17 protein-coding genes are annotated in these 20,433 nt (G+C 64.5%); 15 read left to right on the top strand and 2 right to left on the bottom strand.

Annotation, left to right across the window (positions count from 1 at the left end; translation table 11 throughout):
* The 6 genes from HWE17_RS09790 to HWE17_RS09765 all read left to right on the top strand — a co-directional run bounded on the left by HWE17_RS09790 (position 1) and on the right by HWE17_RS09765 (position 8,351).
* Positions 1–2,016 (top strand): alginate lyase family protein, encoded by a 2,016-nt coding sequence (locus tag HWE17_RS09790; RefSeq protein WP_255206182.1) that lies wholly within the window; start codon positions 1–3, stop codon positions 2,014–2,016.
* On the top strand, positions 2,013–3,323 hold the full coding sequence (locus HWE17_RS09785; RefSeq protein WP_176388643.1) for a nucleotide sugar dehydrogenase: 1,311 nt from the start codon (positions 2,013–2,015) through the stop codon (positions 3,321–3,323). The genes HWE17_RS09790 and HWE17_RS09785 overlap by 4 nt, the downstream gene beginning before the upstream one ends.
* Positions 3,304–4,566 (top strand): glycosyltransferase family 4 protein, encoded by a 1,263-nt coding sequence (locus tag HWE17_RS09780; protein ID WP_176388642.1) that lies wholly within the window; start codon positions 3,304–3,306, stop codon positions 4,564–4,566. The genes HWE17_RS09785 and HWE17_RS09780 overlap by 20 nt, the downstream gene beginning before the upstream one ends.
* 33 nt (positions 4,567–4,599) lie before the next feature.
* Positions 4,600–5,754 carry a sugar phosphate nucleotidyltransferase gene (locus HWE17_RS09775; RefSeq protein WP_176388641.1) on the top strand — a complete coding sequence of 385 codons (1,155 nt, stop codon included), beginning with the start codon at positions 4,600–4,602 and terminating at the stop codon, positions 5,752–5,754.
* Positions 5,755–5,787: 33 nt separating this feature from the next.
* Complete coding sequence (locus HWE17_RS09770) at positions 5,788–7,242, top strand: mannose-1-phosphate guanylyltransferase/mannose-6-phosphate isomerase (RefSeq protein WP_176388640.1); 1,455 nt, start codon at positions 5,788–5,790, stop codon at positions 7,240–7,242.
* A 74-nt stretch (positions 7,243–7,316) separates the two neighbouring features.
* The gene (locus HWE17_RS09765) at positions 7,317–8,351 is read left to right on the top strand and encodes a TIGR03790 family protein (RefSeq protein WP_176388639.1); all 1,035 of its coding nucleotides are present in this window, start codon (positions 7,317–7,319) and stop codon (positions 8,349–8,351) included.
* A 70-nt stretch (positions 8,352–8,421) separates the two neighbouring features.
* Here HWE17_RS09765 and HWE17_RS28640 read toward each other — a convergent pair whose 3' ends face one another.
* Entirely contained in the window at positions 8,422–9,144 is a 723-nt protein-coding gene (locus HWE17_RS28640; protein WP_255206181.1) for a PEP-CTERM sorting domain-containing protein, read from the bottom strand.
* A gap of 415 nt (positions 9,145–9,559) precedes the next feature.
* Here HWE17_RS28640 and HWE17_RS09755 point away from each other — a divergent pair, with 415 nt between their 5' ends.
* From HWE17_RS09755 to HWE17_RS09740, 4 genes are all read left to right on the top strand, one after another.
* The gene (locus HWE17_RS09755; RefSeq protein WP_176388638.1) at positions 9,560–12,574 is read left to right on the top strand and encodes an ExeM/NucH family extracellular endonuclease; all 3,015 of its coding nucleotides are present in this window, start codon (positions 9,560–9,562) and stop codon (positions 12,572–12,574) included.
* Between the two features lie 10 nt (positions 12,575–12,584).
* Positions 12,585–13,223, top strand: coding sequence for an NF038129 family PEP-CTERM protein (locus HWE17_RS09750; RefSeq protein ID WP_176388637.1), 639 nt, complete (start codon positions 12,585–12,587; stop codon positions 13,221–13,223).
* A gap of 137 nt (positions 13,224–13,360) precedes the next feature.
* A complete protein-coding gene (locus tag HWE17_RS09745; RefSeq protein ID WP_176388636.1) occupies positions 13,361–14,071 on the top strand; it encodes a winged helix-turn-helix domain-containing protein in 711 nt (236 codons plus the stop codon).
* Complete coding sequence (locus HWE17_RS09740) at positions 14,071–14,745, top strand: LuxR C-terminal-related transcriptional regulator (protein ID WP_176388715.1); 675 nt, start codon at positions 14,071–14,073, stop codon at positions 14,743–14,745. The genes HWE17_RS09745 and HWE17_RS09740 overlap by 1 nt, the downstream gene beginning before the upstream one ends.
* A 6-nt stretch (positions 14,746–14,751) precedes the next feature.
* On the opposite strand, the gene HWE17_RS09735 is transcribed toward HWE17_RS09740, so the two are convergent.
* Entirely contained in the window at positions 14,752–15,033 is a 282-nt protein-coding gene (locus tag HWE17_RS09735) for a protease inhibitor I9 family protein (RefSeq protein WP_217916738.1), read from the bottom strand.
* Positions 15,034–15,557: 524 nt separating this feature from the next.
* Between HWE17_RS09735 and gspG the strand changes: the two genes are divergently transcribed.
* The 5 genes from gspG to HWE17_RS09710 are packed head-to-tail and all read left to right on the top strand — an operon-like array spanning position 15,558 to position 20,295.
* A complete protein-coding gene (gene gspG / locus HWE17_RS09730) occupies positions 15,558–16,001 on the top strand; it encodes a type II secretion system major pseudopilin GspG (RefSeq protein WP_034751618.1) in 444 nt (147 codons plus the stop codon).
* A 35-nt stretch (positions 16,002–16,036) separates the two neighbouring features.
* Positions 16,037–17,242, top strand: coding sequence for a type II secretion system F family protein (locus tag HWE17_RS09725; protein WP_176388635.1), 1,206 nt, complete (start codon positions 16,037–16,039; stop codon positions 17,240–17,242).
* On the top strand, positions 17,242–18,939 hold the full coding sequence (locus HWE17_RS09720) for a GspE/PulE family protein (RefSeq protein WP_176388713.1): 1,698 nt from the start codon (positions 17,242–17,244) through the stop codon (positions 18,937–18,939). Before HWE17_RS09725 ends, HWE17_RS09720 begins: the two co-directional genes overlap by 1 nt.
* Complete coding sequence (locus tag HWE17_RS09715) at positions 18,932–19,750, top strand: hypothetical protein (protein ID WP_176388634.1); 819 nt, start codon at positions 18,932–18,934, stop codon at positions 19,748–19,750. The genes HWE17_RS09720 and HWE17_RS09715 overlap by 8 nt, the downstream gene beginning before the upstream one ends.
* Positions 19,747–20,295, top strand: a complete 549-nt coding sequence (locus HWE17_RS09710; RefSeq protein WP_176388633.1) for a hypothetical protein — start codon at positions 19,747–19,749, stop codon at positions 20,293–20,295. The genes HWE17_RS09715 and HWE17_RS09710 overlap by 4 nt, the downstream gene beginning before the upstream one ends.
* Positions 20,296–20,433: the final 138 nt, after the last annotated feature.

The following is a 20,433-nucleotide window of genomic DNA, read 5'->3' as shown; positions in this document are numbered from 1 at the left end:
ATGCTGAGCAACTTGTCCTGGAAACTGAACCGCTTGCGCGCCATGGGGGCGCCCGAGGTGGCGCACCGCGTGCGCGATGCCGTGCAGCAGCGGCTGCAGGCGCGCGGCTATGGCCTGGCGACTGTGCCGCCGCCGGCCGCGCGCCAGCGTTTCGGCGCGCCGTGGCTGGGCTTGCCCAGCGATGCCGCGCCGCACCTGGCGGCGGCCGAACGCATCCTGGCGGGCCGCTTCGACGTGTTCGCTCAGCGCGATGCGGAGCTGGGTTTCCCGCCGCAATGGAACCGCGATCCGAAGACGGGCACCGTGGCGCCGCTGGACTTTGGCAAGACGCTCAATTACCGCGATGAAACCGTGGTGGGCGATATCAAATGCCTGTGGGAACCGAACCGCCACCTGGCCGTGGCCGACCTGGCGATGGCGTACCGGCTCGGCGGCGACCTGCGCCATGCGCTCGGCGCGCAAGCCTTGCTGGAATCGTGGTGGCAGCAATGCCCGTATCCGCTGGGGCCGAACTGGAGCAGCGCGCTGGAACTGGCCTTGCGCCTGGTCAGCTGGTCGCATGCGTGGCATTTGCTCGGTGGCATCAACAGCCCCTTGTTCCAGGGTGCGCAAGGGCAAGCCTTCCTGCAGCGCTGGCTCGACAGCATCTACCAGCATTGCCATTTCATCGCGGGACACTTTTCGCGCCACTCGTCGGCCAACAACCACCTGTTTGGCGAATTGACGGGCTTGCATATCGCCGCGCTCACATGGCCGTGCTGGCCGGAAAGCGCCGGCTGGCTGGCGCAGACGGAAGGCGAGCTGGAAGCGCAGGCGCTCAAGCAAAACGGTCACGATGGCGTGAACCGCGAGCAAGCCATTTATTATCAGCACACGGTGGCCGATGAAATGCTGCTGTGCGTGCTGGCGGGCCGCGCGAATGGCCGGCCCCGCTCGGACGCTTTTTTGCGGCGCCTGGAAGCCATGCTGGAATTTATTGCCGCCATGACGAATGTGGCGGGCGAAGTGCCGATGATCGGCGACGCCGACGACGCGCTGCTGGCGCACTGGGACAAGGCGCCGGACGCCAATCCCTACACCTCGCTGCTGGCCAGCGGCGCGGCCCTGTTCGGCCGCGCCGACTTCAAGGCCAGGGCGCGCACTTTCGACGAGAAAAGCGCGTGGCTGCTGGGCGCGGCGGGGAGCCAGGCATTTGACGCCTTGCCGGACGCCGCGCCCGATACCTTGCCGCGCGCCTTCCCCGATGGCGGCTATTACGTGATGGGCGCCGGCTTCGGCACGCCCGGTGAAGTGCGCCTGATTGCCGACGCCGGCCCGCTGGGCTACCTGGGCATTGCCGCGCACGGCCATGCCGATGCGCTGGCGCTGACCTTGTCCGTGGCGGGCCAGATGGTGCTGGTCGATCCGGGCACCTATGCCTATCACACGCAAAAGCAGTGGCGCGATTATTTCCGCGGCACCAGCGCGCACAACACCGTGCGCATCGATGGCCGCGACCAGTCCGAGTCCGGTGGCAACTTCCTGTGGCTGCGCAAGGCCACGGCACAGTGCCTGGCGTGGCGTGACGATGCCGACGGGCAATTCTGGAGCGCCAGCCACGATGGCTACCTGGGTTTGAAAGATGCCTTGCTGCACCGGCGCGACGTGCGCGTGGCACCCGGCGCCGTGCGGATCGTGGTCGACGATGTGTTCGCATGCCAGGGCGCGCATGAGGTGGAATTGTTCTGGCACTTCGATCCCCGCTGCAGTGTGCGGCTGGATGGCCAGGTAGTGCGCGTGGCGGGCGACGCCTTCGCGCTGGACATGCATTTGCCGCCGTTGCCGGATGCCTCCGTGCAACTGGTGTGCGGCAGCGACGATCCGCCCCTGGGCTGGATTTCGCACCGCTTCGATGAAAAACAGGCTGCGCCTGTGTTGGTCTGGCGCGGGCGGCTGCAAGGCGCGGCCACCTTGCGCACGGAGTTTCACCTGAGTTTGGCTACCCCTGATCTGTCAGAAAATACGAGGAAAACATGAAAATTAGCATATTTGGTTTGGGTTATGTGGGTGCCGTCTCGGCTGGTTGCCTGGCAACGGATGGACACGAAGTCATCGGCGTCGATCCGAACAGGACCAAGGTGGAACTGATCAACCAGGGCACCACGCCCATCATTGAAAAAGACATCGGCGAGATGATCGCCGCCACCGTGAAAAGCGGCCATTTGCGCGCCACCTTCGACGTGCGCGACGCCGTCTTCGGCTCGGACATGTCGCTCATCTGCGTGGGCACGCCATCGCAGCTCAATGGCAACCTGGACCTGAGCCACGTGCGCAAGGTGTGCCAGGAAATCGGCGCCGCCATCCGTGAAAAGGATACTTTCCACGTCGTCGTGGCGCGCTCGACCATGCTGCCCGGCTCCATGCGCTCGCTCGTCATCCCGACCCTGGAAGCGGCCTCGGGCAAGGTGGCCGGCGTCGATTTCGGCGTGTGCAACAACCCGGAATTCCTGCGCGAAGGCACGGCCGTCTACGATTACTACAATCCGCCGAAGACGGTGATCGGCGAATCCGATGAAAAGGCGGGCGCGCTGCTGGTGCAGCTGTATGAAAAGATGGATGCGCCGCTGGTGCGCACGGACGTGGAAACGGCCGAGATGGTCAAGTACACGGACAATACCTGGCACGCCGTCAAGGTGGCGTTCGCCAACGAGATCGGCAACATCTGCAAGGCCGTCGGCATCGATGGCCACACGGTGATGGAGATTTTCTGCCAGGACACCAAGCTGAACCTGTCGCCGTACTACATGAAGCCGGGCTTTGCCTTCGGCGGCTCGTGCCTGCCGAAAGACGTGCGCGCGCTGACCTACAAGGCGCGCAGCCTGGACCTCGATTTGCCTTTGCTCAATTCCATCCTGCCATCGAACCAGAAGCAAGTGGAAAAAGGCATCAAGATGATCGTCGACAAGGGCGCGCGCAAGGTGGGCATCCTGGGCTTCTCGTTCAAGGCCGGCACGGATGACTTGCGCGAGTCGCCGCTGGTCGATGTCATCGAGTATCTGCTGGGCAAAGGTTATGAACTGAAGCTGTACGACAAGAACGTCAACCTGGCCGCCTTGACGGGCGCCAACCAGGATTACATCCTGAACATGATCCCGCACATTTCCAAGTTGATGGTGGACAACATGCAAGACGTGCTCGATTTTGCCGACACCATCGTCATCGGCAACGGCGCGGCCGAATTCAAGACGGTGCCTGCCAGCCTGCAGCCGCACCAGCATATCGTCGACCTGGTGCGCATCAGCAAAGAACAAAGTGGAGAGCAATATGACGGCATCTGCTGGTAACACCGTGGCAGGCCAGCCGCGGCGCGTGCTGATCCTGGTGGAAAACCTGCCGTCGCCGTTCGACCGGCGCGTGTGGCAGGAAGCGACCACCTTGCATGCGAACGGTTATGAAGTGTCGATCATTTGCCCGACGGGCAAGGGCTACGAGTCGCGCTACGAAGCCATCGACGGCATCCATATCTACCGCTACAACCTGCCGCTGGAAGCGGAAGGAGCGAAGGGATACCTGGTCGAATATACACTGGCGCTGTTCCACACCTTCCGCCTGGCGTGGAAAGTGCATTTCGCGCGCGGCTTCGACGTCATCCACGCCTGCAATCCGCCTGATTTGTTGTTTCTCATCGGCGGCTTCTTCAAGTTGACGATGGGCAAGCGTTTCCTGTTCGACCACCATGACATCAATCCGGAGCTGTACGAAGCCAAGTTCGGCCGGCGCGATTTCTTTTACAAGCTGATGGTGCTGTTCGAGCGCTGGTCGTTCCAGAGCGCCGACGTGTCGATCGCCACCAACGAGTCGTACAAGAAGATCGCCATCGAGCGCGGTGGCATGCGGCCCGAGGATGTCTACGTGGTGCGCAGCGGACCCAAGCTGGACCGCCTGCGCGTGCTGCCGCCCGTGCCGGAACTCAAGAAGGGCCGCGCCTACCTGGTTGGCTATGTGGGCGTGATGGGTGCGCAGGAAGGCATCGATCTGCTGCTGCAGGCGGCGCAATACATCGTGCAGACCCTCAAGCGCGAGGATGTGCACTTCGGCCTGGTGGGTGGCGGCACCTCGCTGGAACAGATGAAGCAGATGGCGCAGGACATGGGCATCGCCGACTATGTGACGTTTACGGGGCGCGTGCCGGACCAGCAATTGCTGGAAATGCTCAACACCTCCGACGTGTGCGTGAACCCGGACGTGGCCAACGACATGAACGACAAGTCGACCATGAACAAGATCATGGAATACATGGCGCTGGGCAAACCGATCGTGCAGTTTGATCTGGTCGAGGGCAAGGTGTCCGCGCAGCAGGCATCCTTGTATGCCTTGAAGAACGATCCCATCGACATGGCGCGCAAGATCGTCGAATTGCTCGACGACCCGGCCCGCCGCGAGCAGATGGGGGCATTCGGCCGCCATCGCGTGATCAACGAGCTGGAGTGGGAGTATGAAGCGCCCAAGCTGCTGGCCGCGTATGCGCGCCTGTTTCCCGCCGCCGCGCCCGCCGTTCCCGTAACCTTGAGCAAGGATGGCCGCTGAAGTGCGTCCCACCCTGATGGAGCATGCTGGACGATGAAAGCAATGATACTGGCAGCAGGCAAGGGCACGCGCGTGCAGCCCCTGACCTATGATTTGCCCAAGCCGATGATTCCCATCCTGGGCAAGCCCGTGATGGCTTATCTGGTGGAACACCTGGCGCAGCATGGCGTGACCGACATCATGGTCAACGTCAGCTACCTGCATGAAAAGATCGAGGAGTATTTCGGCGAAGGCCACCAGTTCGGCGTGCGCATCGGCTACTCGTTCGAAGGCTATACGAACGATGCGGGCAAGGTCGTGCCGCAACCGCTCGGTTCGGCCGGCGGCATGAAGAAGATCCAGGAGTTCGGCGGCTTTTTCGACGACACGACGATCGTGCTGTGCGGCGACGCCTTGATCGACCTCGACCTGGAAGCGGCTCTGCGCGAGCACCGCAGCAAGGGCGCGCTGGCGTCCGTCATCACCTTGGAAGTGCCGTGGGACAAGGTATCGAGTTATGGCGTTGTGGTCAGCGACGAAGACGGGCGCATCCGCGCCTTCCAGGAAAAGCCGGCGCAGGCCGATGCGCAGTCCAATTGCGTCAGTACCGGCATCTATATTATCGAGCCGGCCGTGCTGGACCTGATTCCCGCCGGCCAGCCCTTTGATATCGGTTCGCAACTGTTTCCCTTGCTGGTCGCGCAAGGCTTGCCCTTCTATGCGCAAAAGCGCCAGTACAACTGGGTCGATATCGGCAGCATCAAGGATTACTGGGAAGTGCTGCAAAGCGTGCTGATGGGAAAAGTGGCCAATTTGCACGTGCCGGGCACCCAGATCGCCGATGGCGTGTGGGCCGGCCTGAATACGAGCATCGACTGGCGCGGCGGCACGCGCATTGAAGGCCCCGTCTACATCGGCTCGGGCTGCCGCATCGAGGCGGGCACGACCATCATCGGGCCGGCCTGGATCGGCCATGGCAGCCATGTCTGCGGCGGCGCCGAGGTGGTGCGCAGCGTGCTGTTCGAGTACACGCGCGTGCTGCCTGGCGTGCTGCTTGATGAAATGATCGTCTTCAAGGATTATAGTGTCGACCGTGCCGGCCAGATGCGCCATGTCTCCGACTATGAGAAAGATGCCTGGGGCAATGCGCGCGACCGGCGCAGCCTGCGCCGCGATGAAACGCCGCCGGCCCTGTATGCTGCCCAATAATGCTGCCCAATAAACTGTTTTTGAAATGAAATCATGAAAATTTACCCAGTCATCCTGTCCGGCGGTTCGGGCACCCGTTTATGGCCGCTGTCGCGCGCCGTGCTGCCCAAGCAACTATTGCCGCTGGTAACGGACAAGACCATGCTGCAGGAAACGGCGCTGCGCGTCACCAGCCTGCCCAACCGCCGTGCCGGCGATAGCGGACTGGCCGGTTTCGAGGTCATGCCGCCGCTGGTGGTGTGCGGCAATGAACACCGCTTCATGGTGGCCGAGCAACTGCGCGAAATCGGCTTGCCGCCGCTGGGCATCTTGCTCGAACCGGTGGGGCGCAACACGGCGCCGGCCGTGGCCGTGGCTGCGCAATACCTGCTGGCCATCGACCCGCAGGCGCTGATGCTGGTCTTGCCGGCCGACCATGTCATCACCGACGTGGCCGCGTTTCACCAGGCTATCGCCGAGGCGGCGCTGCTGGCGGCCGATGGTGCGCTGGCCACCTTCGGCATCGTGCCGACGGCGCCGGAAACGGGCTATGGCTACATCCGCAGCGGCGCGCCCGTCAGCCCTGGCGCCGTGGGCTGCAAGGTCGAGCGTTTCGTGGAAAAGCCGGACCTGGCCACGGCGCAGTCGTTCCTTGCCGCCGGTAATTATTCCTGGAACAGCGGCATGTTCATGTTCCGCGCCGAACGCTATCTGGGCGAGCTGGGGCAATTCCAGCCCGCCATGCTGGCCGCCTGCGAAACGGCCGTGCGCGACGGCTACCGCGACCTCGATTTCTGCCGCCTGGAAGAAAAGGCCTTCGCCGCCTGCCCATCCGATTCGATCGACTATGCCGTGATGGAGCATACGGCGCATGCGGTGGTGCTGCCGGCCGCCATCGGCTGGAGCGATGTGGGTTCCTGGTCGGCCCTGTGGGAAGTGCAAGCTGGGGACGCCAACGGCAACGTGGTGCGCGGCGACGTGTATCTCGATGGCGTGCGCAATTGCCTGGTGCGCGCCGAGCGTCGCATGGTGGCCGTGCTGGGCGTGCAGGACTTGATCGTGGTGGAAACGGACGACGCCATCCTGGTGGCGCACAAGGACCAGGTGCAGCGCGTGAAACAGGTGGTCGACCACTTGAAGCAGGCGGGACGCAGCGAACACGTGCAGCACCGCAAGGTGTACCGCCCGTGGGGCAGTTATGAAGGCATCGATATCGGCGAGCGCTTCCAGGTCAAGCGCATCACGGTCAATCCGGGCGGCAAGCTGTCCTTGCAGATGCACCACCACCGCGCCGAACACTGGGTGGTGGTCAGCGGCACGGCGCAAGTGACGTGCGGCGAGAAGGTGACTTTACTCACGGAAAACGAATCGACCTACATCCCCATCGGCATGACGCACCGGCTGGAAAATCCGGGCAAGCTGCCCTTGCACCTGATCGAAGTGCAGTCGGGCAGCTACCTGGGCGAAGACGACATCGTGCGCCTGGAGGATGTCTACCAGCGCGCCTGATGGCGCTATAATCGGAAGGCAGCCGCGCCCCTGGCCGCCTGCCTCCGATCACTCCCTTACCGGTGCACCGACCCTTGCGCAACTTCCTTTGTCTTTCGCTGGCGCTGGCCGCCGCCGCCCATGCCGAGCCTGTCGCACCTGTCCCACCTGCGGCCCCGCCCGGATTGCAGGCGTCGCAGCTGGCCATCGTCATCAACGACGCCGAACCGAACAGTATCGAAGTGGGCGAGTACTACCGCAAGGCGCACGGCATTCCGGCCGCCAATGTGGCGCACGTCAATATTCCCAACCGCCCCCGCAAGCTCAGCATCGACCAGTTCGCGCAGTTGAAGGAGCGCATCAATGCGCAGCTGAAACCCGAGATCCAGGCCGTGCTGATGGTGTGGAGCGCGCCGTATGCCGTCGAATGCAATGCCATCACCTCGGCTTTTACCCTGGGTTATGACGGGGATCAATGCGCGAAAACGTGCGACCCCGGCAAGCCCAGCGCGTATTTCAACAGCGAGGTGGCGCAGCCTTACACGCAGCTGGGCTTGCGGCTGTCGATGCTGCTGCCCATCGATTTTGTGGAAGAGGCCAAGGCCGTGGTGGACCGCGGCGCCGTCAGCGGCTTTTCCGTGCCGGCCGCCAGCGCGTACTATCTGACCACCAGCGACGCGGCGCGCAACAGCCGGGCCGGTTTCTTTCCGCCCGCCGGCGTCGTGCGCCAGCGCAAGCTGACCGTCAAGAACCTCAAGGCGGACAGCCTGGAAGGGGCGCAAGACATCATGGTGTACCAGACGGGGCAGGCCAAGGTGGCCAAGCTGGAAACCCTGCGTTTTCTGCCCGGCGCCCTGGCCGACCATTTGACCTCGTTTGGCGGTGACTTACAGGGCAATAGCCAGATGAGCAGCCAGCGTTGGCTGGAAGCGGGCGCGACGGCCAGCTATGGCACCGTCAGCGAACCGTGCAGCTATTGGCAGAAGTTTCCCAATCCGACCGTGCTGCTGCGCCGCTACCTGTCCGGCAGCACGGCGCTGGAAGCGTACTGGGGCAGCGTGCTGTGGCCGGCCCAGGGCCTGTTCATCGGCGACCCGCTGGCCGCCCCGTATGCGGGCTTCCGGCGTTGATGCCTGATTCTTTCAGGTAATAAAAAAGGCCCTTGCGGGCCTTTTCTCATGCTGCGGCGTTCACGGTGCGTTATTTGCTCTTGCGGCGGCGCGCCAGGGCGACGAGGCCCAGTCCGGCCAGCAGCATGGCATAGGTTTCCGGTTCCGGCACGGCTGGAATTTCCGGCGTTACGGGGAGGATGCTGCCGCCCGTGAAGCCGCCACCCGAACCGCCGCCGCCGACACCGTTGCTGCCTGTGGGCAAGTTTTCACCCAGCGACGACGAAACGATCAATGGTGCCTGGGTGTCGCCGCTGCGGCCCTGGTACGAACGGCCCGGGCCACGGTAGCCGGCTGCGTCATCGAAGGGGCGGTTTTCTTCGGAAGCGACGAAGTCGCGCGTGGCAAAGCTGAAGTCGCGGTCGCTGCTGGCGAGCGCCTTGCTCGGTTCTCCGGCAGCGGCACCGGCAGGCAACTGGCGCGTGGCCAGGCGCTGATTGCTTTCGGCCGCGGGAGCCTTGCGGAATTCCTGGTCGGACGCGATGCCGTCAAATTCCGGCGTCTTGTTCGTGCCGTCGTTGGTGCGCGTGCCTGCGCCGATGAAGCCGTTGGACAGGCTGCAAGCGCTGTAGGTGCCATCGAGGTTGGCATCTTTCGTATTGCCATTCGCCGACTGCGTGCTGGCCTGGCAATTCTTTTCATTCTTTTGCGCAGGCGCGGCCGTTTGCGCCTGGACGCCGGCGCCGAACAGCATCAATGCTGCGGCCAGCAGCAAGGGACGGGAAGAGGCTGGCGTGAAAATTGGTGTTGGCATGATCGATCTCTCAAAAAGCATGGAAGGGTGCGCCGCTCGGCGCGTGTATCCACTGCGAATGTTGCCGCTCCCGTCCAGGCTACCGTTGCGAGCAAGGTGGGAGTGCGTTTCAAGGTCAGGCATGGATGGGGCCTGCACTACTGGGTCTGGTGTTGCCGTTTAATTTATTGTCATGAACTAAACTTATTTGTTTGAATTATATCATATTGTGCGGCTGCGTAACGGCCGGGATTGCTTTGCAAGGCATGGCGTTGTTGAAAGGATACTGATGGCATGCGGCCGCCAGCCGTGCTCCTGGCTGCGCATTACTCCGTTCAGCTTAATGAAATGTCATCAACTCGTCATGCAGCCTGTTTAGTATGTACATTCGTATGTAAATCATAAGTTCGTTGTCATTTTACTGACCAGGAAAACCATGACTTCCCACCTTGCCGCCGTGTCCGTTTCACCCCTGTCCCTGGGCAAACCGCTGCGCCTGACGGTCATGGCCGCCGTGCTGGCCAGCCTGTCGCTGCCTGCCCTGGCCGCCTCCGACGTCGTCATCAGCCAGGTGTATGGCGGTGGCGGCAACACGGGGGCCGTGTACCGCAACGATTTCATCGAGCTGTTCAACCGTGGCGCCAGTCCCGTCAACTTGAGCAACTGGAGCGTGCAATACGCGTCCGCCGCTGGCACGAGCTGGTCCGTGACGGCCTTGCCGGCTATCGATTTGCAAGCTGGCCAGTATTTGCTGGTTCAGCAAGCCAAGGGCACGGGCGGCACGCAAGACTTGCCCACGCCGGACGCCACGGGCAGCCTGGCCATGTCCGGCACGGCAGGCAAGGTATTGCTGAGCAATGGCAAGACGGCGCAAACGGGCGCCAGCCCTACGGGCGCGGCCGTCATCGACCTGGTCGGCTTCGGCACGGCCAACGGTTTTGAAGGCGCCGTGGCACAAGCACCATCGAATACCTTGTCTATCCTGCGCGCGAATGGCGGCTGCGGCGACACGGACGATAACAGCGTTGATTTTGCCACCGGCAGCGTGACGCCGCGCAATACGGCCTCGCCGCTGAATGTCTGCGGCGGCCCGGTCGTGCACCAGATCATTACCAGCTGCCCGGCCAGCTTGGCCTTGGCCGTGGGCAATGGCGGCAATGCCGTGCTGCGCGCGTCCGACGTGGATGGCGTCGTGAATGCCGCCACCTTGAGTTCGCCCGCCGTGGCCGGCATCAGCCTGGCCAATTTCAGCGCGGCCGGCGTGGCGGGCGAGAGCGCCATGGTCAGCCTGCTGGTGGCCGCTGGCGTGCCGGTGGGCAATTATCCCGTCATCGTCAGCTTCAGCAATGACCAGCAGCAAAGCGCCAGCTGCAAGATCGATGTCGCCGTGCAAGGCCTGGCCGCCGTCAGCCACACGATTCCGCAAATCCAGGGATCGGGCGCGGCCAGCCCGTATGCCAATTCCGTGCAAACGACGGAAGGCGTGGTGACCCTGAAAGTGGGCACGGGCTTCTTCATGCAGGACGCGGCCGGCGATGGCGACCCATCGACGTCGGACGGTATCTTTGTATACACGGGCGCGACGGCCACCACCGTGCAGCCGGGCGAACTGGTGCGCGTGACGGGCACGGTGGTCGAATACACGCCCTCGGGCGCGAAAAATTCCTATACGGAATTCAAGGACGTGACGGCCATCCTCACGCAAGGCGCTGGCCACGGCATCGTGCCGACGAATGTAACCTTACCGAACGAAAACCTGGCCGCCGTGGAAGGCATGCTGGTGCGCTTCACGCAACCGTTGACCGTGTCGCAAAACGCCTACCTGGGTGCGCGCGGCGAGCTGACCCTGTCGGCGGGCCGGCGCGAAGTGCCGACCAATCGCCATCCGGCTGGCTCCGCCGAGGCGCAAGCCTTGATCGCCACCAATGCGCACAACCTGATCGTGCTCGATGATGGTATTTTCGTGGCGCCGGCGACGATACCGTACATCGGCCAGGACAATACCGTGCGCAGCGGCGATACGCTGGCCGACTTGACGGGCGTGGTGGATTTCGGTGCCATCGGCGGTGGCGGCGCCGCCTACAAATTGCAGCCGACGCAGACGCCGCAATTCTCGCGCGACAACCCGCGCACGGGCAGCCCGGAACTGCCATCCGGCAACGTCAAGGTGGCCAGCGCCAACGTGCTCAATTTCTTTACGACCTTTACGAATGGCAACAATATCTTTGGGCAAACGGGGCAGGGCTGTACCGTGGGCGCGTCGACCACCAAGAGCAATTGCCGTGGCGCCGACAACCTGGCCGAGTTCGAGCGCCAGCGTGACAAGATCGTCGCCGAACTGAAAGCCATCGATGCGGACGTGGTGGGTTTGATGGAAATCCAGAACAATGGCGAAATCGCCGTCACTTACCTGGTCGAGCAGCTCAACGCGGCCATCGGCGGCGTCACGTATGCCGTGGTGCCGAAACCGGCCGCCACGGGCACGGACGCCATCCGCGTGGCGATGATCTACAAGCCTGCCAAGCTGGGCCTGGTGGGTGGCGCCTTGTCGGACGCCAACGCCATCAACAACCGCCCGCCGATGGCGCAAACTTTCCTTGCAAGCAATGGCGAAAAATTCTCGCTGATCGTCAACCACCTGAAATCGAAGGGTAGCTGCCCGTCGAGCGGGCTGGACGCGGATCAGAACGATAGCCAGAGTTGCTGGAACGCCACCCGCGTGCAGCAAGCCCAGCGTCTGGTGGGCAGCTTCGTGCCGCAGGTGGCGGCCGCCGCCGGCGACGCGGACGTGCTGGTCATCGGCGACTTGAATTCCTATGGCGCGGAAGACCCGATCCAGGCCATCACGGGCGCCGGCTTCGTCAACGAACTCGAGCGTTTCGTGCGGCCGTCCGGCATGCCGTACTCGTATGTATTCGGCGGCCAGAGCGGCTACCTCGACCATGCTCTGGCCAGCGCGTCGCTGAGCCCGCAAGTGGCCGGCGTGGCCGAATGGCATGTGAATGCGGACGAGCCGGAAGTGATCGACTACAACATCGATTCGGCCAAGCCGCAAGACTTGTACAACGCCTTGCCCTACCGCGCTTCGGACCACGACCCCGTCGTCGTCAGCCTGGACCTCCAGCCTGCCTACCGTGACATCACGGCCGCCGTGGCGACAGCCAGCTCGGGCCTGGCGTACAACCGCGCGACGCAAAAGTACACGGGCACGTTTGCCTTCACGAACACGGGCACGAGCGCCTTGAACGGTCCGTTCCAGGTGGTGTTCGGCGGCTTGCCGGCCGGCGTGAGCCTGGCCAATGCCACGGGCAGCCATGCGGGCGCCGCGTACGTTACCGTCAACACCGCCAGCCTGGCGCCTGGCGCGACGGCCTCGTTTGCCGTCAGTTTCACCAATCCGTCGAAAGTGACGATCAATTATTCCGCCAGCATCTACGCCGGCAACTTCTAAGGACACCATCATGTTGACAACGAAACTCAACCTTACCCTGCGCCGCGCCGTATTGGCCGCCGTGCTGGCCGCCAGCTCCAACCTGGCGCTGGCGGACCCGCTCGGCTACCGCGTGGAAATCGACACGAGCCAGTTCTCGGGTGCCGGTTTCCTCGATTTCGCTTTTATCGCCGGCAACAGCCCGGCGCCGGGCGCCAGCGCCGTGCTGAGCAATTTCTCGGGCGCGTTCGGCGCGCTGGAATCTCTGGAAGGCAACGTCAGCGGCAGCGTGCCCGGTACCTTGACTTTCGGCAATAGCGGCGCCTACAACGACTGGTTTCACAACGTGACCCTGGGTGGCAAGTTCGGTTTCAACGTCGTCTTTGGCGGCGACTTCCTGAGCACGGCCGGCAACGCGGGAACGACGTTTGGCGTAGGCTTGCTCGACTACACCGGCACCACTTACCTGGGCAATGCGAATGGCAACCTCGTGCAATTTGAACTGACGCCGCTGAACGGCGGTTTGCCCGCCAGCATTACGGGCAGCACTTATGCCAGCATCGCGACGATCTCGGCCGTGCCGGAAGCGTCGGAATGGATGATGCTGACGGGCGGCCTGGCGCTGATCGGTTTTGCCCTGCGCCGCCGCCAAGCTGTCACACGCGCCTAGTCTATTTATTCGCAATAGCTATAAATCAGGAAACTAAATTGTATTGGCCACTGTTTTACGCTTGATGCATAGTCAAAAACTTGTCGGGCAGTCTAGTTTTTCATGGACTGCCGCCAACTTTTTTGGGAGATGCATCGATGCCTGGCCATATCCTGGTGCTGGACCCTGCGCCCGCCATGCAAGCGCTGCTGGCGCATAACCTGGCGGGGGCCGGTTACCGGGTCAGCTGCGCCGTGGATGCGCGCGGCGCGCTGGCGCTGCTGGCGGCTGACCCGCCCGACGTGCTGTTGCTGGAATGGGATCTGCCGGATGCGTCCGGCATCGCGCTGCTGCGCCAGCTACGCCAGGATGGCGTGCTGTGCGACTTGCCCATCATCATGGTCAGCGCGCGCGACAGCGAGCAAGACAAGGTGCTGGCGCTGGACAGCGGCGCCGACGATTACCTGTGCAAACCTGCCGGCCCCCGTGAAATGCTGGCCCGCGTGCACGCGCTGCTGCGCCGCCGCGCGCCAGCGGTCTTGCGCACCGCCACTGCCGCTACCTTGTGCCTCGATCCGCACACCCGGCGCGTGACGGCCGGCAAGGTGCCAGTCAACCTGGGCCGCGTGGAATTCAAGCTGCTGCATTTCCTCATGGACCATCCTGGCAGGGTGCATAGCCGCGCGCAATTGCTGGATCAGGTGTGGGGCCATGCGGCCTATCTCGACGAGCGTACGGTCGACGCCCACGTGGGACGCTTGCGCCACGCCTTGCAGCCGGGCGGCTGCGGCCACCGCATCGAAACCGTGCGCGGCAGCGGTTACCGCTATCTGGCGCTGGATGCCCTTGACACCGCCGTGTGCGCCTGATGCTGCTGACGGGGCGGGAACAGGAATACTTGCTGCACGCCATACTCGGCGCGCATGGCATCGCCGTGCCCGGCGATTTTTTCCTGTGGAGCCAGGGACCGCTGCAGGCGCTGCTGCCGCATGCCGTCCTCGTCTGCGCGCAGCTGGGCGCCGATGGCGGCGTGGTGCGCAGCGCGGCCTGGCATAGCGCGGTGCTCGCCGAGGCCGAGGTGCGGGCGCTGAGCGACCCGCGCCAGGGGCAGGTGGCGCATCTGGCGCAAGCGTGGCGCGCAGGCGGGCGGCGCGTGGCCATCCTCGATGACGTGTTGCTGCATGGCAGCGCGGCAGCGGGCGGCGGCAGTTTTTTTGCCCTGTTCGGCGCGCCCCGGACCGACCCGGCGCGCCAGGCCTATGTGCTGGAACTGCTGCTGCCCTGCCTGCACCTGCATTGGCTGGCGCTGCCGGACGGCGCGCAGGCAACACTCGCCGGCGTGGCGCGCGCGGCCAGTGCGCGCGAGCTGGAAGTGCTGCACTGGGTCAGCATCGGCAAGAGCAATGAAGAGGTGGGGCAAATTCTCGGCATCAGCGGCGGGACCGTGAAAAGCCATTTGCAGCGCATCTACAAATTATTGGGCGTAAGCAATCGCACGCAAGCCGTGTCGCGCGGCATCGCGCTGCGCCTGCTGGCCGCCTGAGGCCGTTTAGTGCTGCGGCCGGGGTGCTGCAGTGTTGTGCGTGCCGCCGCCATTGAACTGATCCTCGGTGCCCGGCGCCACCCGCGCGACGAGGGGGCTGGCGCGCAGGCGCTTGACTTCGGCCGGCGTCAGCATGGCGGCAAAGCCGTTCAGCGCGGCCGTGTAATGATATTGCACCGTGGCATCGGGCACCAGCGCCAGCACGGCACGCCGGCCACTTTCCCGCTGCGCCTCCCGCTGGGCTTCCCTTTGTCCTGCATCAGACGGCGGGGGCAGTTGCAGGCTCAGTTCAACAATATATGGCTGTCGCTACGGCGCCGCCGACGCGCCGGCAGGCAGCACGCTGGCAGCGGCCAGGATGGCAAGGCTCAAGCGGATTGCAGACATGCAAGCTCCTTCGGCAGGTGGCGGCATGGCCGCTCATGCGCCGATTGTACCCCTGCCGGATGATGGGTGGCGCGCGACTTGCGTTAGTGCAAACGCGATGGTTTCCCTTGGAATTTTGTTGTTTTCAGTACAAACAAAAGATTGTATTAACCATAAGCGGCATGGTAGCCTGCTAAGTAAGCCTCGGGAAATTAGTGTGAATTTATGACGAACAGAACCGGATGCTATGCAAGGCGCTCGCTGCGACGCAGTGCGAGCACTGCTAGCAGTGAGCAACGCCGCCTAGCGCCGGTTATGGAAGTCAGAAATTACAATAATTTATTGGGGGTTACTTAGGCATCAGGCAGGCGCGCGCGGCCTGTGCGCGGCCACTAGCGGCGCACATGGCGGCAATGTATTGAAGGTAGGCAAGAAGGAGTTACCGGATGCATGCAGCACACAGGCAGAACCTTGCGGCAACGCGCCATGCGCGCGGCTTTACCTTGCTCGAATTGCTGGTCGTCATCGTGATCATTGGCTTGCTGGCGGCCTATGTCGGCCCCAAATATTTCGCCCAATTGGGCAAATCCGAAGTGACGGTGGCCAAGGCGCAGATCGAGGCGTTTGAAAAATCGCTCGATACCTACCGCCTCGACGTGGGGCGCTACCCGACCACGGAAGAAGGCCTGGCCGCGCTGCTGGTCGCGCCGCCCGCCGCCGGCACGCGCTGGAATGGCCCCTACCTGAAAAAGGCCGTGCCGCTCGACCCGTGGGGCCATGCCTATCAATACCGCGCGCCCGGCAGCAAGGGCGAATATGACATCGTCTCGATGGGCAAGGATGGCCAGCCGGGCGGCAGCGGCGAGAACGCCGACATCAGCTCGCAATAGCGCCAGCGCATTCTTTTTCCTACGGACAAGCCATCATGCAGTTCGAAGTACGCGCGCTTTCCACGGACCAGGCCGTAACTACCTTGCAGACGTGCGTGATCGACGGCCGCGACGAAGCCGACGCACGCCGTCAGGCCGAGGCGCGCGGCCTGTTCGTCAGCGCCATCCGCCCGCTGCGGGCCACGCCGTTCAGCGCGGCCGGCCGTCAGCGCGCGCGGGCCTTGCCTTTGCTGCTGTTCAGCCAGGAATTGCTGGCGCTGCTGAACGCGGGTCTGGGCATCGTCGAAGGGCTGGAAGCCTTGCTGGAAAAGGAAGCGTCGCCGGCCACGCGCAGCGTGCTCACGCGCCTGCTGGAAGGTTTGCGCGAAGGCAAGCGCTTTTCCGCCGTGCTGGCAGAACAAGCGGAACTGTTTCCCCCCTTGTACATCGGCATCGTCAAGGCGGCCGAAGGCACGAGCGACTTGCCGCGCGCCTTGTCGCGCTACATCGACTACCAGCAGCGCATCGATACGGTGCGCAGTAAAATCGTCAGCGCCGCCATTTATCCCGCCATCCTGCTGGCCGTGGGCGGCGGCGTCAGCGCCTTCCTGATCAGCTATGTGGTGCCCCGTTTTGCCGAGGTGTACCAGGGCGCCGGGCGCAACCTGCCGTGGATGTCGCAAGTGATGCTCAGCTGGGGCCAGTTCGTCACCGAACACGGTGTGCTGCTGTTGCTCGGGCTGGCGCTGGCCGGCAGCGTCGTGTTCACTGCCGTGCGGCGCGTGCTGCGCCATGGCGGCGTGGCGCGCCTGCTGGCGAAGCTGCCCGGCATCGGCGAGCGCGTGCGCATCTATGAACTGTCGCGCCTGTACCTGACCCTGGGCATGCTGGCCGAAGGCGGCATCACCATCGTGCAGGCGATCGCCACCGTGCAGGCGATGGTCTCGCCGGGCATGCAGGCGTCGTTGCAGCAGGCGCGCGGCGCCATCGAGGCGGGCCAGCCCCTGTCGTCGGCCTTTGAGCAGCATCGACTGACGACGCCGATTTCCCTGCGCATGCTGCGCGTGGGCGAGCGCACGGGCGACATGGGCCCCATGCTGACACAGTCTGCCGCCTTTTACGATGGCGAAATCAGCCGTTGGATCGACCGTTTTACGCGCACGTTCGAGCCGCTGCTGATGGCCGCCATCGGCCTCGTCGTGGGCGCCATCGTGATCCTGCTGTACATGCCCATCTTTGACCTTGCCGGCGATATTTCATGATGCAAACCGAAACCACCGTCGCCAGCGTGGCCATCGATTCTGCGCTGCTGCAGCGCGCGCGCATCCTGAGCCGGCAATCGAAGCGCAGCCTGGTCGAGGAATTGCAGCAGCTGAGCGGCATCGAGGCGCGCGCCGTGGTGCGCGCACTGGCGCGTCCGTTCGGTCTGGACGTGCTGGAAACGGCCGACATGCTGGCGCTGTCTCCCGCCTTCGACGTGCTGCCCCTGTCGCAGGCGCTGGCGCGCCACAGCGTGCTGCTGCGCGCCGCCGATGGCCAGCTGGTGGGCGTGATCGCCGACCCCTTCGACCTCGACCTGCAAACCTGGCTGAATGCGCGCGCCGGGCAGGGCGCCTTGAGCATCCGCCTGGCGCTGCAGGCCGACATCGGCGCCTATTTGTCGAAACAGGAGGAATCGGCGCGCGCCGTCGACAGCCTGCTGCCCGGCGCCGCCACGGACGCGCGGCGCGACGGCAAGACGGCCGCCGTGCTGTCGTTTGCCAGCGTGTCGGAAGCGGCCAGCCCCGCCGTCAAGCTGGTCAACTCGACCCTGTATGACGCGCTCAAAGCAGGCGCCTCGGACATCCACCTGGAAAGCACGGCAGGTGGCCTGGCCGTCAAGTACCGGGTCGACGGCGTGCTCGATCACGCCACGTCCGTCAACGGCATCGAAGTGGCCGAACACATCATCTCGCGCCTGAAAGTATTGGCCGAACTCGATATCGCCGAGCGCCGCGTGCCGCAGGACGGCAGCTTCCGCGTCGAATCGGGCGGACGCGAAATCGATTTGCGCGTCTCCATCATGCCCAGCATCCACGGCGAAGATGCCGTCATCCGCATCCTCGACAAGCGCGCCATGATCGAGGCCTACGGCGCCCTGACCCTGGAAGCGCTGGGTTTTGATGCGCCATCGCTGGAAGCCTTGCGCGCGCTGGCGCAGGAAGCCTACGGCATGCTGCTCGTCACCGGTCCCACGGGTTCGGGCAAGACGACGACCCTGTATGCGGCGCTGACGGAAATCCATAACGGGCGCGAAAAGATCATCACCATCGAAGACCCGGTCGAATACCAGCTGCCCGGCATTTTGCAAATCCCCGTCAACGAAAAGAAGGGGCTGACCTTCGCCAAGGGCTTGCGCTCGATCTTGCGGCACGACCCAGACAAGATCATGGTGGGCGAGATCCGCGACCGCGAGACGGCGGAAATCGCCGTGCAATCGGCGCTCACGGGCCATTTGGTGCTGACCACCGTGCATGCGAATAATGTCTTCGACGTGTTCGGCCGTTTTACGCACATGGGCATCGACCCGTATGCGTTTGTTTCGGCCCTGAACGGCATCTGGGCGCAGCGCCTGATCCGCACCAACTGCCCCCATTGCGCGGTCGAGTACACGCCGGACGATAGTGAACTGGCCAGCGTGGGCCTGGCGCGCGCCGACGTGGCGCAATATCAATTCAAGCAGGGCAAGGGCTGCGGCGACTGCCGCGGTACGGGCTACAAGGGGCGCCGTTCGATCGCCGAAATCCTCGTGCTGACCGATGAAATCCGCGAACTGATCGTCGATAAAAAACCGATCCGCCAGATCAAGGCGGCAGCGTATGCGAACGGCACGCGCAGCCTGCGCCTGGCGGCGCTGGAACTGGTCAAGCGGGGCGCCACCACCATCACGGAAATCAAGAGGGTCACCCTGCATGCGTAGAGGTTTTGGACAAGCCCTGCGCCTGGGCGTGGCGGCGGGCAAGGTGAGCCTGTGGCGCAGCAGTCGCTGGCGCGCGCCTGCCTGGACGCCGCTGGGTGAAGCCGCGTATGCGCCGGACGACGCGCCGCATGGCGACTTTGCCGCCCTGGGCCAGGCGCTGGAACAGATTCTGCCAGCGGGGCAATACGCGGGCTGGCCTTTATCCGTGGTGCTCGACGATGGACTGGCGCGCCTGTGGCAGGTGGACATGCCGCAAGGCGCCGCGCGCCTGGCCGACATCGAGGCCGCCGCCGCGCTGCGCTTCCAGTCGCTGTATGGCGATGTACCGGGCCTGTGGCGCAGCAGCGGCGCCTGGGATGCGCGCGCGCCGTTTTTCTGCGCCGTGCCCCGCGCGCTGCTGGCGCAGCTGACGCGCGTGGCCGACGCACGCAAGCTGGCCCTGATTTTCATTACGCCGCAATTCGCGCGCCACTGGAACCGCTGGCACGGCGCGCTGAAGCCGGGCGCCTGGTTTGGCCAGTTGCAGGAGCACGTCCTGACCCTGGGCGTGCGGCACGAGGGCCGTCTGCGCGCCGTGCGCGCGCTGCCCGTACCGCCTGGCGCTGGCAGGGACTGGCTGGCGCAGACCCTGGCGCGCGAGGCGTTGCTGCAAGGCGTGCCCGCACCGGCGCTGCTGCAGCTGTGTGGAGCGCCGCCAGCGGGCTGGCTGGCGCCCGCGCAAGAGTTCCATTGCCGGGCTTTTTCCACGCCGGACGGGGACGGCGTTTTGTCGCCGGCGGCCCGGCTGGCGCATAGCGGAGGCGTGGCATGACGCGCCTCGATATCGATTTTGCGCCGCCCAACTGGCGCCGCAGCCTGCACCGCGTACCCGTCTGGGCGTGGTGCATCGGTGCGCTGGGCGTGGCGCTGACCATCGCGGCGGCGTACAGCGGCAGCGCCGCGCTGCAGCGCCAGCAGGCCAGCGAGGCGCAATGGCAGCGCGCGCAGCAGCGCGTCGCGCAAGCCATGCAGGGGCCGGCGCTTGCGCCGCAAATCGCCATCGCGCCCGCGCAAGCGGCAGCCGTGAATGCGGCCATCCTGCAACTGAACCTGCCGTGGCGCGACCTGCAGGATGCGCTGGCCAGCGCCACGCCGCCCGCCATCGCGCTGCTGGCGCTGGAGCCGGATGCGCGCAAGCGCGTGCTGAAGATCACGGCCGAGACGACCAGCAGCGACGCCATGGTGGCCTATATCGCGCAATTGAAGCGGCAGGAGCTGTTCGGCACGCGCGTGCAGCTGCTGCGCCATGAAATCAACGCGCTCGATCCGAACAAACCCCTGCGCTTCCAGCTCGAAGCGCGCTGGGGTGCGCCATGATGGCCATCGACCTCGCAAGCGTGCGCCTGCGCGCGCAACTGCTGCTGCGCCGCCTGGGGGCGCCCGCCTGCCTGGCCGTGGCCTTGCTCGCACTGGGCGTGGCCGCCTGGGCGTGGACCTGGCAGCAGCGCGCCGTGG

This window comes from Janthinobacterium sp. BJB401 (assembly GCF_013372745.1).
Taxonomy (GTDB): Bacteria; Pseudomonadota; Gammaproteobacteria; order Burkholderiales; family Burkholderiaceae_D; genus Janthinobacterium; species Janthinobacterium rivuli.
Note: the sequence above shows the minus strand (reverse complement) of the source record. Positions and strands in the feature narration are given on the sequence as shown.